The following is a 12,867-nucleotide window of genomic DNA, read 5'->3' as shown; positions in this document are numbered from 1 at the left end:
ACGTTTCGCCGTACAAAAAATGCCCGTATCGCAAGATACGGGCATTTTTTATGCCTGCGCTCAAGGCGGAATCGAACTCAGACGGCGGCGAAGAACGGCAACATCAAGTACAGCTTGATCACGACGACATTGATAATGTCGATGAAGAACGCCCCGACCATCGGCACCACCAGAAACGCGATCTGCGAGGGGCCGTAGCGCTGCGTCACGGCCTGCATGTTGGCAATGGCAGTCGGCGTGGCGCCCAGGCCAAAACCGCAATGCCCTGCCGCCAGCACGGCCGCATCGTAGTTGCGGCCCATCACCCGGAATGTCACGAAGATCGCGAACAGCGCCATGACCAGCGCCTGCACAGCCAAAATGATGAAGATCGGCAACGCCAGCGCAGCCAGATCCCACAACTTGAGCGACATCAGGGCGATCGCCAGGAACAGTGACAGGCTGACATTGCCCAGCACCGAGACTTCACGCTCAAACACCTGATACAAACCCAGCGCTGAAAGACCGTTGCGCAGCACCACGCCTACAAACAGGACGCAAACAAACGTCGGCAACTCGAATGCGGTCCCCTGCAGCAGGCCGTTCAACAGATTGCCCGCCAGCAAACTGACCGCGATCAAGGCGAGTGTTTCTATAAACGAAAATGGGGTAATCGAGCGTTCTTTGTTTGGTTGCTCGAAGCCTTTTGGCAACCGCGGCGGCACATCCTGACTCTGACCACCGGGCACCTGCACTCGCTTGATGAGCAAGCGCGCGACCGGTCCGCCGATCAAACCACCCAGCACCAGACCAAACGTCGCGGAAGCCATCGCCAGTTCGGACGCAGAGGCCAGACCGTACTTCTCGCTGAATACCGTACCCCACGCAGCACCCGTGCCATGGCCGCCCGCCAATGTGATCGACCCGGTCAACAGCCCCATCAATGGATCAAGCCCAAGCATTTTTGCCAAGCCGATACCCATCGCATTCTGCACCACCAATAGCCCGGTGACCGCCAGGAGAAATATCCCGACGATGCGCCCGCCTTTCTTCAAGCTGGCGAAATCTGCGCTTAGACCGATGGTGGCAAAAAAGGCCAGCATCAGAGGTGTCTGCAGAGAAGTATCAAAACGAATTTCAATATCGAACGTTCGCAGCAGCAACAACAGCAAGGCAACTACCAGACCACCCGCTACAGGCTCAGGGATATTGTAACTTCGCATGAAACCAACACGCATAACGAGCCCGCGCCCTAGTAGCAGCACTAAGGAAGCGGCCACAAGTGTTCCGTAAAAATCGAGCTGAATCATTGGGATTATTCTTGGCTATATATTCAGAGGCGAGCTGTTTACCTGCACGCACCTCATGAACCGGCTGATTTTCTCAACACTGATTACTCGGAAATTCAAAAGCCTTCGATGGCTTGAATATATCTTAATATTTCAGGAGAAATATTATTCGGCCAACTTTAACAATCGTCTCCTTTGATTCCAAGGCCATGAATCCAAACTAAGCCAATGCAGTTGTGACCAAAAGTGTATATACGGAAAGAGTATCGACCAGTCATCGCGGCCAGATTATTCCTACATATAGTAGAGACTAATTTAGTTGCATAAATAAAAATGCCCTGACAGGTCAGGGCATTGGTTTTAAACTTTTCGAGCTTCTTATTTGATCAGCCGCCAGGTAAACGGATATCGATAAGGAAAACCTTCATTGGCTTTCACACCGGCGATGATCGTCAAAACCAGCGCGCCGATCGCCAGTATCCCCAGCAGGAAGAACCCGATGATCAGCACCATCAGCAGGAAGCAGATCAACGATGCGATGGCGACGGTGATCTGAAAATTCAGCGCCTCTTTACCTTGAGCATCGATGAACGGGTCCGTTTCGCGCTTCATCTGCCAGAGGATCAACGGTCCGATCAGATTGCCGAACGGAATCCAGATCCCCAGCAAGGCGGACAAGTGACAAAACATCGCCCAATGGCGAACCTCCTGGCTCGGCTTGGGCAGCAGCTCTTGCTCGTCACTCATCGCGTCCTCCTTGCGGTTAATAACCTGCTCAGTCGGCCAGTGCAGCCTTTTGCAGTTCGAAGATTTCGTTCATGCCCTGCTTGGCCAGCTCCAGCATGGCGTTCAAGTCTTCAGGCTGGAACGGCGCACCTTCGGCAGTGCCCTGCACTTCGATGAAACCACCGGTGCTGGTCATCACTACGTTGAGGTCGGTCTCGGCAGCGGAATCTTCAAGATAGTCCAGATCCAGCACGGCCTCGCCCTGATACATACCGACCGACACGGCACCGATCATCTGCTTGAGCGGATCGCCGCCCTTCAGGCCGCCACGCTTCTTGATCACTTTCAATGCATCAACCAGCGCAACCATGGCACCGGTGATCGAAGCAGTGCGGGTGCCGCCGTCAGCCTGGATCACATCGCAGTCGACGTACAGGGTCACGTCGCCCAGCTTGGACATGTCCAGCGCAGCGCGCAGGGAACGACCGATCAGACGCTGGATTTCCAGGGTGCGACCGCCCTGCTTGCCACGGCTCGCCTCACGCTGGTTACGTTCGCCAGTGGCGCGCGGCAGCATGCCGTACTCGGCGGTCAACCAACCTTGGCCCTGACCCTTGAGGAAACGCGGCACGCCGTTTTCGACGCTGACGGTGCAGATGACTTTGGTATCACCGAATTCGACCAGTACGGATCCCTCGGCGTGTTTGGTGTAGTTGCGGGTAATGCGGATCGAGCGGAGCTGATCGGCAGCGCGACCACTTGGACGTTTCATAGGGAATACCTGTACTGGGGACGGAAAACTGCCGAGCATTATAGAGCGCTGCACTGCGACTGGGCACTTGTTAAAAATCCCGACCGACGATCGAAGCCCCTGAAACACCCATTACCGACGGGCTGCAGCCCTTTGTCACACCGTGTGTTTGGGCGCATTCGCCGCACTGCGCTACAATCCTGCGCCTTTGCTGCCAGTCGGCTTAAATTCATTCATATCGTGCTCGCGAAACTCACGTTTCGCGCCGATCTGCATTGCGAGGTCACCGCCATGGTGCACAGCATGACCGCCTTCGCCCGCGTCGAAAAAGCCGGCGCACAGGGCACCCTGAGCTGGGAGCTGCGCTCGGTCAACAGCCGCTATCTGGAGCCCCACCTGCGCCTGCCGGAGTCGTTTCGCGACCTCGAAGGCGCGGTACGTGAAGCGCTGCGTCAGGGCCTGTCGCGGGGCAAACTCGAATGCACCCTGCGTTTCACCGAAGAAAGCACCGGCAAAACACTGCAAATTGATCGCGAGCGCGCCGCGCAGTTGGTCGCCGCCGCTGAGACGGTCGCTGGTCTGATCAAGAATCCTGCCGCATTGAATCCGCTGGAAGTGCTGGCCTGGCCCGGCGTATTGGTGGGCGATGCGACTGACCCGCAGGCATTGAACGCCGACGCACTGGCCCTGTTCAATCAAGGCCTGAAAGAGTTGAAGGCTGGCCGCGAGCGCGAAGGCGCGGAGTTGGCACGCTTGATCAACGAGCGCCTGACCTCTATCGAAGAAGACGTCGTGACCCTGCGCGAACTGGTACCGCAGATGCTCGCCACCCAACGCCAGAAAGTCCTCGATCGCTTCACCGACATGAAGGCCGAACTGGACCCGCAGCGCCTCGAACAGGAAATGGTCATCCTCGCGCAAAAGAGCGACGTGGCCGAAGAACTGGATCGCCTGAGTACCCACATCATTGAAGTGCGCCGGGTGCTCAAATCCGGCGGCGCGGCCGGACGCCGCCTCGATTTCCTGATGCAGGAACTCAACCGCGAAGCCAACACACTGGGCTCCAAGGCCTTCGACCCGCGCAGCACTCAAGCCGCCGTCAACCTCAAGGTGTTGATCGAGCAGATGCGTGAACAAGTGCAGAATATTGAGTAAGGCAACCCCGACATGACCCACAGCACCGGCACCCTGTACATCATTTCCGCGCCATCGGGCGCGGGCAAGAGCAGCCTGGTCAAGGCGTTGACCGACGCCATACCGGAAATTCGTGTTTCGGTTTCCCACACCACTCGCGCCATGCGCCCGGGCGAAGTGGACGGCGTGAACTATCACTTCGTGACCCGCGAAGAGTTCGTGAAGATGGGCGAGCATGGCGACTTCCTCGAACGCGCCGAAGTCTTCGGCAACTTCTACGGCACCTCGCAAAGCCGCCTGCAGCAGACGCTGGACGAAGGTCACGACCTGATTCTGGAAATCGACTGGCAGGGCGCCGAGCAAGTGCGCAAGCTGATGCCGCAAGCACGCTCGATCTTTATCCTGCCGCCGTCGCTGCAGGCCCTGCACCAGCGCCTGACAAATCGCGGCCAGGACAGCGACGAGATCATTGACGGCCGGATGCGCGAAGCGGTCAGCGAGATGAGTCACTATGTCGAGTACGACTACCTGATCATCAACGACGATTTTGCTCACGCACTGGATGATCTCAAGGCGATTTTCCGCGCCAATCAACTCCAGCAGAAACGCCAGCAGGTACGTTTCGGCAAATTGCTGGCCGAATTGCTCGGTTAATCAGCACTTCCCAAAACAGCTGCAAGCGCTTTACATTGGCACTTGCAGCGCGTTGAAGGGCTTGGTCAAAAATCAGCGCTTCCCTAATCGCTGGTGATTTTTTAAACTGTTGAGTCCGCTCGCCCAACCGGGCAGCGCGCATATTGCATTCGCTCCGAGGAATACCATGGCCCGCGTAACCGTTGAAGACTGCCTGAACCACGTGGAAAACCGTTTTGAGCTGGTCATGCTCTCTACCAAACGTGCCCGTCAACTGGCCACCGGCGGCAAAGAGCCACTGGTTCAGTGGGAAAACGACAAGCCTACCGTTGTAGCGCTGCGTGAAATCGCTGAAGGCCTGATGAGCTACGAGTTCATCGCCGAGCAGGAAATCGTCCAGGATGAGCCGCTGTTTGCAGCGTTCGAGGACGAGTCCAACGAGGCCGTCTAAGCCTATGCCTGGTCGACGTAGCACGGCGCGGGGTCACAACCTACGGCAGGAATTATCATGCCGAGCATAGACGCCCTCGCCGATCGCTTATCGACCTACCTCGGCAATGACCAGGTCAACCTGGTCCGCCGAGCGTATTTCTACGCCGAACAAGCCCATGACGGTCAGCGCCGTCGCAGCGGCGAGGCGTACGTCACGCACCCTCTTGCCGTGGCCAATATTCTTGCCGACATGCACATGGACCATCAGAGCCTGATGGCCGCGATGCTGCATGACGTGATCGAAGACACCGGTATCGCCAAAGAAGCGCTGCAAGCGCAGTTCGGTGAAACCGTGGCCGAACTGGTCGACGGGGTCAGCAAACTGACCCAGATGAATTTCGAGACCAAGGCCGAAGCCCAGGCTGAAAACTTCCAGAAAATGGCCATGGCCATGGCGCGCGACATTCGCGTGATCCTGGTCAAGCTCGCCGACCGCCTGCACAACATGCGCACGCTGGAAGTGCTGTCCGGCGAAAAACGCCGGCGGATCGCCAAGGAAACCCTCGAAATCTACGCGCCCATCGCCAACCGGCTGGGCATGCATGCGATCCGCATCGAATTCGAAGACCTCGGCTTCAAGGCCATGCACCCGATGCGTTCCGCGCGGATCTACCAGGCGGTCAAACGCGCCCGGGGCAACCGCAAGGAAATCGTCAACAAGATCGAAGAGTCCCTTGGTCACTGCCTCGCCATCGACGGCATCCAGGGTGAAGTCAGCGGTCGGCAGAAACACCTCTACGGCATCTACAAGAAAATGCGCGGCAAGCGTCGGGCCTTCAACGAGATCATGGACGTCTATGCGTTCCGGATCATCGTCGACAAGGTCGATACCTGCTACCGCGTGCTGGGCGCTGTACATAATTTGTACAAACCGTTGCCGGGACGCTTCAAGGATTACATCGCGATCCCCAAGGCCAACGGCTATCAGTCGCTGCACACCACGCTGTTCGGCATGCACGGCGTACCGATCGAGATCCAGATCCGTACCCGCGAAATGGAAGAGATGGCCAACAACGGCATCGCCGCCCATTGGCTGTACAAATCCAGCGGTGACGAACAGCCAAAAAGCACTCACGCCCGCGCACGTCAATGGGTCAAAGGCGTGCTGGAAATGCAGCAGCGTGCCGGCAACTCGCTGGAATTCATCGAGAGCGTGAAGATCGACCTGTTCCCGGACGAGGTCTACGTCTTCACGCCAAAAGGCCGGATTATGGAGCTGCCGAAAGGCTCCACGGCGGTCGACTTTGCCTACGCGGTGCACACCGATGTCGGCAACAGCTGCATCGCCTGCCGGATCAACCGTCGTCTCGCACCGCTGTCCGAGCCGCTGCAAAGCGGTTCCACGGTCGAGATCGTCAGTGCTCCCGGCGCGCGACCGAATCCGGCGTGGCTCAATTTCGTCGTCACCGGCAAGGCGCGCACGCACATCCGTCATGCGCTGAAACTGCAACGCCGTTCTGAATCCATCAGCCTCGGCGAACGCCTGCTGAACAAGGTTCTCAATGGTTTCGACAGTTCGCTGGAGAAGATCCAGGCCGAACGCGTCAAAGCCATGCTCACCGAATACCGCCTCGAACTGATCGAAGATTTGCTTGAAGACATTGGCCTGGGCAACCGCATGGCTTACGTGGTCGCCCGCCGCCTGCTCGGCGAAGGCGAACAATTGCCAAGCCCGGAAGGCCCGCTGGCGATTCGCGGCACCGAAGGTCTGGTACTGAGCTACGCCAAATGCTGCACGCCGATCCCGGGCGACCCGATTGTCGGGCACCTGTCGGCGGGCAAAGGCATGGTCGTGCACCTCGACAACTGCCGCAACATCAGCGAAATCAGGCACAACCCGGAAAAATGCATCCAGCTCTCGTGGGCCAAGGATGTCACCGGCGAATTCAACGTCGAACTGCGCGTCGAGCTGGAACACCAGCGCGGCCTGATCGCCCTGCTGGCCAGCAGCGTCAACGCAGCCGATGGCAATATCGAGAAAATCAGCATGGACGAACGCGATGGTCGCATCAGCGTGGTCCAGTTGGTGGTCAGCGTCCACGATCGTGTGCACCTGGCCCGCGTGATCAAGAAGCTGCGCGCCTTGACCGGGGTGATCCGCATCACCCGCATGCGTGCATAACCTGCCTATTACAAGGAGTCATTCATGACCAAAACCGTAATCACCAGCGACAAGGCCCCGGCCGCCATCGGCACTTACTCCCAGGCGATCAAGGCAGGCAACACCGTTTACATGTCGGGGCAGATTCCTCTGGACCCAAAAACCATGGAACTGGTTGAAGGCTTCGAAGCCCAGACCGTCCAGGTGTTCGAGAACCTCAAAGCCGTGGCCGAAGCCGCTGGCGGTTCGTTCAAGGACATCGTCAAACTGAACATCTTCCTCACCGACCTGAGCCACTTCGCCAAGGTCAACGAGATCATGGGCAAGTACTTCGACCAGCCATACCCGGCCCGCGCTGCCATCGGCGTGGCTGCCCTGCCAAAGGGTTCGCAGGTTGAAATGGATGCCATTCTGGTCATCGAGTGATGCGCACGGCGCGGCCTTCAAACGCCGCGCCGACTGCTCAGCAAGAAAAGGTTTTGAAAGGATTCCACCATGCGCAAAGCGCTAGCTCTCCCGCTGCTCGCCATTTTCCTCGGCGGCTGCGCCAGCAACCCTGCCGACCGTGATATCAGCGGCACCTGGATCAACCAGGTGGCGATCGATGCCGCAGCCAAGGGCGGCCCCCTGCGCGAAGCGCTTCAGGCTTACGGCCCGAACCTTGAGTGGGACGTCAACACCAAGGCCAGTCAGGCCCGCTACACCAACGGTTTTGAGAACGTCGAAGGACGGCTGCTGGGTGAAAAATCCGGCGCCTGGAAAGTCGACTTCTATGGCAGTTCTGCCAGCGAGCTGAAACGCGACGGCGGGCAACTGCAGCAAGCCGCCAGCGACAACGAACCCGAGCAGGTGTTCGACCGCGCACAGATCCCGGTGCCGGAAGGCGCACCGATTGGCGCCAGTTTCGAACGCGCGCTGTATTCGGCCTATCTGGGCGGTGACTGGAAAATCACCAACGGCCAGGGTGAAGGCAGCACGGTGCAATTCCAGGCTGACGGCCAAGTGTCCGGCTTGCCCGGAGCCGATCGCTACGCACTGTGCCTGGCGGGCGATTGCGCGTCGATGAGCAACGGCAACGACAGCATGTGGCTGCAGCAGAACGGTCAGGGCAATAACTGGATCTTTGTGCGCAAGGGCAAAGAGCTGGAAATTCTGCAGGCGGTGAATGCTGCCATGGCGGATGAACAACCGCAGTTCACCGCGGGTGAGCGCAAGTGGTTGCTGGAGAAGCAGTAACCCGCTTCTGAATTCGCAGATATCCCCTGTAGGAGTGAGCCTGCTCGCGATAGCGGTTTAACAGTCAGCACAAGTGTTGAATGTTATGACCTCATCGCGAGCAGGCTCACTCCTACAGTTGTTTTGGGGTGCCAGGAAGTCAGCATTTACCTTCGAGGATCGCGGCATATCCCTCGCGATAGCTCGGGTACATTGGCTTCCAGCCCAACGCTTTAGCCCGGGCATTGCGGCAACGCTTGCTGCCCGTGCGCCGCACGCTGGCATCTTCCGACCATTCGGTAACGCCCAGATACTCACGCAACCAGCCCACGACTTCCGCCAATGGCGCTGGCGCATCGTCGACACCGATGTAGAAATCCTCCAGTTTCACGCCCTGCCGATCTTTCTCCAACAGGAACGCCAGCAACCCTGCCGCGTCGTCAGCATGAATCCGGTTGCCATACAGCGGCGGCTCGACCGCCACGCGATAACCGCGACGCACTTGAGTCAGCAGCCATTCGCGGCCCGGCCCGTAGATCCCGGTCAAACGCAGAATGCTCGCAGGAATGCCACTCTTAAGCGCGACCTGCTCAGCCTCAAGCATCAATCGTCCTGAATAACCGGCAGCGATGGTCTCTGAGTTCTCATCGACCCACTCACCCTCCTGCTGTCCATAAACACTGCTGCTGGAAACGAAGATCAGTCGCTCAGGCACCTGCCCATAGTCGTCCAGCCAGCTCAGGACATTCTGCAAACCCTGCACATAAGCCGCGCGATAACCGGCTTCATCGTGATCGGTTGCCGCTGCGCAATACACCAGATAGTCCACGGCACCCACCGGCCAGGTCGCCGGGCAGTCTTCGTTGAACAGGTCGCCGGCAACGCCAATCACACCATCAGGCAGCTTCGAAACGTCCCGGCGCAGGCCATGAACTTCCCAGCCAGCCGTCAGCAATTGCTTGGCCAGACGACTGCCGACATCACCACAACCGGCAATCAAAACAGAAGGCGCGGACATCAAAAAACTCCTATCGGAAAGACACAGACTAGCCTCGGGACAGGACGAGCGGCTAGCAATGCAGGAAAAAAAGATACTCTATTACTTTTGCTAACAAGAATTACTTGCAATAATGCATGCCACTTTTGTTCTCGGCCTCACGAGGCCTGGAAGAGCATCAACGTTTTTCTATCTCAGGTCCGGCCAGCATGACACGTAATCAAATCCCCGCTTCGCCAACCAATCGACCTCGCGCCTGGAGCGCAGTGGCGGCTCTGCTGCTCAGCTTGATGCTGGCGCCGACTGCCGCTTTCGCCGACGCCCAGGCACCTGCAACGCCAGCCGCCACCGAGCAAAGCGCACCAGCCGCCGCTCCGGCTGCCCCGGCCGCTACCGATCCAGTGCAAGCAGTTGACGCTGCCGACGTCCCTGAAGTGCTCGAAGCCGACAATAGCTTGGGCATGGCCCACGACCTGTCGCCGTGGGGCATGTACCAGAACGCCGACATCATCGTGAAAATCGTGATGATCGGTCTGGCCATCGCCTCCATCATCACCTGGACCATCTGGATCGCCAAAGGCTTCGAGCTGATGGGCGCCAAGCGTCGTCTGCGTGGCGAAATCGCCGCCCTGAAGAAAGCCACCACCCTTAAAGAAGCCAGCGCCACCGCCGGTAAAGAAGGCACCCTCGCCAACATTCTGGTGCACGACGCGCTCGAAGAGATGCGCCTGTCGGTCAACAGCCGCGAGAAAGAAGGCATCAAGGAACGCGTGAGCTTCCGTCTCGAACGCCTCGTCGCTGCCTGCGGTCGCAACATGAGCAGCGGCACCGGCGTGCTCGCCACCATCGGTTCCACCGCGCCGTTCGTCGGTCTGTTCGGTACCGTATGGGGCATCATGAACTCCTTCATCGGCATCGCCAAAACCCAAACCACCAACCTCGCCGTCGTAGCACCGGGTATCGCTGAAGCCCTGCTGGCCACCGCGCTGGGTCTGGTTGCGGCGATCCCAGCCGTGGTGATCTACAACGTGTTCGCCCGCTCCATCGCCGGTTACAAGGCGCAGGTTTCCGATGCGTCGGCAGAAGTTCTGCTGCTGGTCAGCCGTGACCTCGATCACCAGCCTGAGCGCAGCTCGCAGCCGCACATGGTCAAAGTGGGGTAATCGGCCATGGGCCTGCATTTGAAAGAAGGCGCAGACGACGATCTGGCCGAGAACCACGAAATCAACGTCACGCCGTTCATCGACGTGATGCTGGTGCTGTTGATCATCTTCATGGTGGCCGCTCCATTGGCCACCGTGGACATCAAAGTCGACCTGCCTGCCTCGACCGCCAAACCGGCGCCGCGGCCAGAGAAACCGGTGTTCCTCAGCGTCAAGGCTGACCAGCGCCTGTACATCGGCGACGATGAAGTGAAAGCCGAAACCCTTGGCGCTGTGCTCGACGCCAAGACTCAGGGCAAAAAAGACACCACCATCTTCTTTCAGGCCGATAAAGGCGTGGATTACGGCGACCTTATGAGCGTGATGGACAAACTGCGCTCCGCCGGTTACCTGAAGGTCGGTCTGGTCGGACTTGAGACGGCAGCCAAGAAATGATCACGACGCGCCATAAGCTGACGCGTTACAGCGGTAGCCTGGCCGTGGTGCTGGGCGTTCACGCGCTGGCCATCGCGCTGGCGCTGAACTGGACCGCCCGCCCGCCCATCGAATTGCCGCCGCAGGCAATGATGGTCGAGCTGGCCCCGGTTCCGGCCCCGCCACCGCCTGCTCCGCCGAAAGTCGTCACACCGCCGCAGCCACCGGCTCCGGTGGAAGAGTTGCCGATTCCGAAGCTGGCCGAAGCACCGAAAGCGGAAATCGCGGTGCAGAAACCCAAGCCGAAGCCAAAGCCTAAACCGCCGAAGCCGGTCGAGAAGAAGCTGCCCGATCCACCGAAGGAAAAACCTTCCGAGGAGAAACCGGCCGACACGCAACCGACTCAGGCGCCAACGGAGAAATCCGCCCAGCCTGCACCGGGTCCGTCGCCTGCACAGATGGCTGCCAAGGCCAGTTGGCAAGGCACCCTGCTCGCGCATTTGGCCAAGTACAAAAAGTACCCGGCCAGTGCTCAGGCACGGGGCAAGGAAGGCTTGAACCGCCTGCGTTTTGTGGTGGACGCCGAAGGCAACGTGCTGTCGTTCGAACTGGTGGGCCGCTCCGGCAACGCTGATCTGGACCGGGCAACCCTGGAAATGATCCGCCGCGCACAACCGCTGCCCAAGCCACCGGCCGACATGTTGAACAATGGCTCGATCGAAATTGTGGCGCCGTTTGTTTACTCGCTGGAACGCCGTCGCTAAGGCAACGCAAAACCTGTAGGAGTGAGCCTGCTCGCGATAGCGTTGTGTCAGACGATGATTTTCTGACTGACACGCCGCAATCGCGAGCAGGCTCACTCCTACAAGGGCTCTCCGTTAGCCGGAAGATCCAGCCAAAAAGGCACCGAAAGGTGCCTTTTGCGTATCTGCGCGCGGCAAACCGACATTGCCCGGTGTCGCACTCCCCGCTCAGTCTGATAACGTGCGTCTATCGATTGCAGCCGGTATGCTTGGCCCGCATCTTCATGGACGCTTGCTATGACCCTCACAGAATTACGCTACATCGTTACCCTCGCCCAAGAGCAGCATTTCGGCCACGCCGCCGAACGTTGCCACGTCAGCCAGCCGACCCTGTCGGTGGGCGTGAAGAAGCTTGAAGACGAACTCGGTGTGCTGATTTTCGAGCGCAGCAAAAGCGCCGTGCGCCTGACCCCGGTCGGCGAAGGCATCGTCGCCCAGGCACAGAAAGTCCTCGAGCAAGCCCAAGGCATTCGCGAACTGGCCCAGGCCGGCAAGAACCAGCTGACCGCCCCATTGAAAGTCGGCGCAATCTACACCGTCGGCCCGTACCTGTTCCCGCATCTGATTCCGCAACTGCACCGGGTCGCCCCGCAGATGCCGTTGTACATCGAAGAAAATTTCACCCACGTGCTGCGCGACAAACTGCGCAACGGCGAGCTCGACGCGATCATCATCGCCCTGCCGTTCAACGAAGCCGACGTGCTGACCCTGCCGCTGTACGATGAGCCGTTCTACGTCTTGATGCCGGCCCAGCACCCGTGGACGCAAAAAGAAACCATCGACGCCGGCCTGCTCAACGACAAGAGCCTGCTGCTGCTCGGCGAAGGTCACTGCTTCCGCGATCAAGTGCTGGAAGCCTGCCCGACCCTGACCAAGGGCAACGACGGCGCCAAGCACACCACGGTCGAATCCAGCTCGCTGGAAACAATCCGCCACATGGTCGCCTCCGGCCTGGGCATCTCGATCCTGCCGCTGTCGGCGGTCGACAGCCATCACTACGCCCCGGGCGTGATCGAAGTGCGCCCACTGTCGCCGCCGGTGCCGTTCCGCACCGTGGCCATTGCCTGGCGCGCGAGTTTCCCACGGCCGAAAGCCATCGAGATCCTCGCCGACTCCATTCGCCTGTGTTCGGTGGCCAAGCCAGCGGCACCGGTTACGGCCGGTTAAGCG

14 protein-coding genes are annotated in these 12,867 nt (G+C 59.2%); 10 read left to right on the top strand and 4 right to left on the bottom strand.

Features of this window, described 5'->3' with window-relative positions; all coding sequences use genetic code 11:
* Positions 1-77: 77 nt before the first annotated feature.
* The 3 genes from gltS to rph all read right to left on the bottom strand — a co-directional run bounded on the left by gltS (position 78) and on the right by rph (position 2,766).
* On the bottom strand, positions 78-1,289 hold the full coding sequence (gene gltS / locus ACW9IR_RS04565; RefSeq protein ID WP_095119807.1) for a sodium/glutamate symporter: 1,212 nt from the start codon (positions 1,287-1,289) through the stop codon (positions 78-80).
* A 357-nt stretch (positions 1,290-1,646) separates the two neighbouring features.
* Positions 1,647-2,015, bottom strand: coding sequence for a DUF4870 domain-containing protein (locus tag ACW9IR_RS04560; RefSeq protein WP_457461882.1), 369 nt, complete (start codon positions 2,013-2,015; stop codon positions 1,647-1,649).
* Between the two features lie 28 nt (positions 2,016-2,043).
* On the bottom strand, positions 2,044-2,766 hold the full coding sequence (gene rph, locus ACW9IR_RS04555; protein WP_016985814.1) for a ribonuclease PH: 723 nt from the start codon (positions 2,764-2,766) through the stop codon (positions 2,044-2,046).
* A 270-nt stretch (positions 2,767-3,036) separates the two neighbouring features.
* Between rph and ACW9IR_RS04550 the strand changes: the two genes are divergently transcribed.
* The 6 genes from ACW9IR_RS04550 (at position 3,037) to ACW9IR_RS04525 (ending at position 8,341) form a co-directional block, all read left to right on the top strand.
* Positions 3,037-3,900 (top strand): YicC/YloC family endoribonuclease, encoded by an 864-nt coding sequence (locus ACW9IR_RS04550; protein ID WP_102901493.1) that lies wholly within the window; start codon positions 3,037-3,039, stop codon positions 3,898-3,900.
* Positions 3,901-3,912: 12 nt separating this feature from the next.
* Complete coding sequence (gmk, locus tag ACW9IR_RS04545) at positions 3,913-4,533, top strand: guanylate kinase (RefSeq protein ID WP_008078609.1); 621 nt, start codon at positions 3,913-3,915, stop codon at positions 4,531-4,533.
* Between the two features lie 166 nt (positions 4,534-4,699).
* Positions 4,700-4,963, top strand: coding sequence for a DNA-directed RNA polymerase subunit omega (gene rpoZ, locus ACW9IR_RS04540; RefSeq protein WP_016985812.1), 264 nt, complete (start codon positions 4,700-4,702; stop codon positions 4,961-4,963).
* Positions 4,964-5,020: 57 nt separating this feature from the next.
* Entirely contained in the window at positions 5,021-7,126 is a 2,106-nt protein-coding gene (gene spoT / locus ACW9IR_RS04535) for a bifunctional GTP diphosphokinase/guanosine-3',5'-bis pyrophosphate 3'-pyrophosphohydrolase (RefSeq protein WP_457461879.1), read from the top strand.
* A 24-nt stretch (positions 7,127-7,150) separates the two neighbouring features.
* The gene (locus tag ACW9IR_RS04530) at positions 7,151-7,531 is read left to right on the top strand and encodes a RidA family protein (RefSeq protein WP_003229509.1); all 381 of its coding nucleotides are present in this window, start codon (positions 7,151-7,153) and stop codon (positions 7,529-7,531) included.
* Positions 7,532-7,600: 69 nt separating this feature from the next.
* Entirely contained in the window at positions 7,601-8,341 is a 741-nt protein-coding gene (locus ACW9IR_RS04525) for a putative periplasmic lipoprotein (protein WP_110718121.1), read from the top strand.
* Between the two features lie 139 nt (positions 8,342-8,480).
* Here the strand turns inward: ACW9IR_RS04525 and ACW9IR_RS04520 are convergent, their stop codons facing one another.
* Positions 8,481-9,338 (bottom strand): SDR family oxidoreductase, encoded by an 858-nt coding sequence (locus ACW9IR_RS04520; RefSeq protein WP_457461877.1) that lies wholly within the window; start codon positions 9,336-9,338, stop codon positions 8,481-8,483.
* 188 nt (positions 9,339-9,526) lie between these two features.
* Here ACW9IR_RS04520 and exbB point away from each other — a divergent pair, with 188 nt between their 5' ends.
* The 4 genes from exbB to ACW9IR_RS04500 all read left to right on the top strand — a co-directional run bounded on the left by exbB (position 9,527) and on the right by ACW9IR_RS04500 (position 12,864).
* Positions 9,527-10,480, top strand: a complete 954-nt coding sequence (gene exbB, locus ACW9IR_RS04515; RefSeq protein WP_457461875.1) for a tonB-system energizer ExbB — start codon at positions 9,527-9,529, stop codon at positions 10,478-10,480.
* A 6-nt stretch (positions 10,481-10,486) separates the two neighbouring features.
* Positions 10,487-10,915, top strand: a complete 429-nt coding sequence (gene exbD, locus ACW9IR_RS04510; RefSeq protein WP_007920333.1) for a TonB system transport protein ExbD — start codon at positions 10,487-10,489, stop codon at positions 10,913-10,915.
* Positions 10,912-11,658, top strand: coding sequence for a TonB family protein (locus tag ACW9IR_RS04505; RefSeq protein ID WP_038359287.1), 747 nt, complete (start codon positions 10,912-10,914; stop codon positions 11,656-11,658). Before exbD ends, ACW9IR_RS04505 begins: the two co-directional genes overlap by 4 nt.
* 276 nt (positions 11,659-11,934) lie before the next feature.
* The gene (locus ACW9IR_RS04500; protein ID WP_007920331.1) at positions 11,935-12,864 is read left to right on the top strand and encodes a hydrogen peroxide-inducible genes activator; all 930 of its coding nucleotides are present in this window, start codon (positions 11,935-11,937) and stop codon (positions 12,862-12,864) included.
* Positions 12,865-12,867: the final 3 nt, after the last annotated feature.

This window comes from Pseudomonas sp. SDT291_1_S447 (assembly GCF_054070155.1).
Note: the sequence above shows the minus strand (reverse complement) of the source record. Positions and strands in the feature narration are given on the sequence as shown.

What these genes read in the sequence shown, in the direction of transcription:
- ACW9IR_RS04520 (WP_457461877.1), bottom strand. Translation starts at nt 9,338, where the DNA reads ATGTCCGCGCCTTCTGTTTTGATTGCCGGTTGTGGTGATGTCGGCAGT.
- ACW9IR_RS04560 (WP_457461882.1), bottom strand. Translation starts at nt 2,015, where the DNA reads ATGAGTGACGAGCAAGAGCTGCTGCCCAAGCCGAGCCAGGAGGTTCGC.
- rph (WP_016985814.1), bottom strand. Translation starts at nt 2,766, where the DNA reads ATGAAACGTCCAAGTGGTCGCGCTGCCGATCAGCTCCGCTCGATCCGC.
- gltS (WP_095119807.1), bottom strand. Translation starts at nt 1,289, where the DNA reads ATGATTCAGCTCGATTTTTACGGAACACTTGTGGCCGCTTCCTTAGTG.
- ACW9IR_RS04550 (WP_102901493.1), top strand. Translation starts at nt 3,037, where the DNA reads ATGGTGCACAGCATGACCGCCTTCGCCCGCGTCGAAAAAGCCGGCGCA.
- spoT (WP_457461879.1), top strand. Translation starts at nt 5,021, where the DNA reads ATGCCGAGCATAGACGCCCTCGCCGATCGCTTATCGACCTACCTCGGC.
- ACW9IR_RS04525 (WP_110718121.1), top strand. Translation starts at nt 7,601, where the DNA reads ATGCGCAAAGCGCTAGCTCTCCCGCTGCTCGCCATTTTCCTCGGCGGC.
- exbB (WP_457461875.1), top strand. Translation starts at nt 9,527, where the DNA reads ATGACACGTAATCAAATCCCCGCTTCGCCAACCAATCGACCTCGCGCC.
- ACW9IR_RS04530 (WP_003229509.1), top strand. Translation starts at nt 7,151, where the DNA reads ATGACCAAAACCGTAATCACCAGCGACAAGGCCCCGGCCGCCATCGGC.
- gmk (WP_008078609.1), top strand. Translation starts at nt 3,913, where the DNA reads ATGACCCACAGCACCGGCACCCTGTACATCATTTCCGCGCCATCGGGC.
- rpoZ (WP_016985812.1), top strand. Translation starts at nt 4,700, where the DNA reads ATGGCCCGCGTAACCGTTGAAGACTGCCTGAACCACGTGGAAAACCGT.
- exbD (WP_007920333.1), top strand. Translation starts at nt 10,487, where the DNA reads ATGGGCCTGCATTTGAAAGAAGGCGCAGACGACGATCTGGCCGAGAAC.
- ACW9IR_RS04500 (WP_007920331.1), top strand. Translation starts at nt 11,935, where the DNA reads ATGACCCTCACAGAATTACGCTACATCGTTACCCTCGCCCAAGAGCAG.
- ACW9IR_RS04505 (WP_038359287.1), top strand. Translation starts at nt 10,912, where the DNA reads ATGATCACGACGCGCCATAAGCTGACGCGTTACAGCGGTAGCCTGGCC.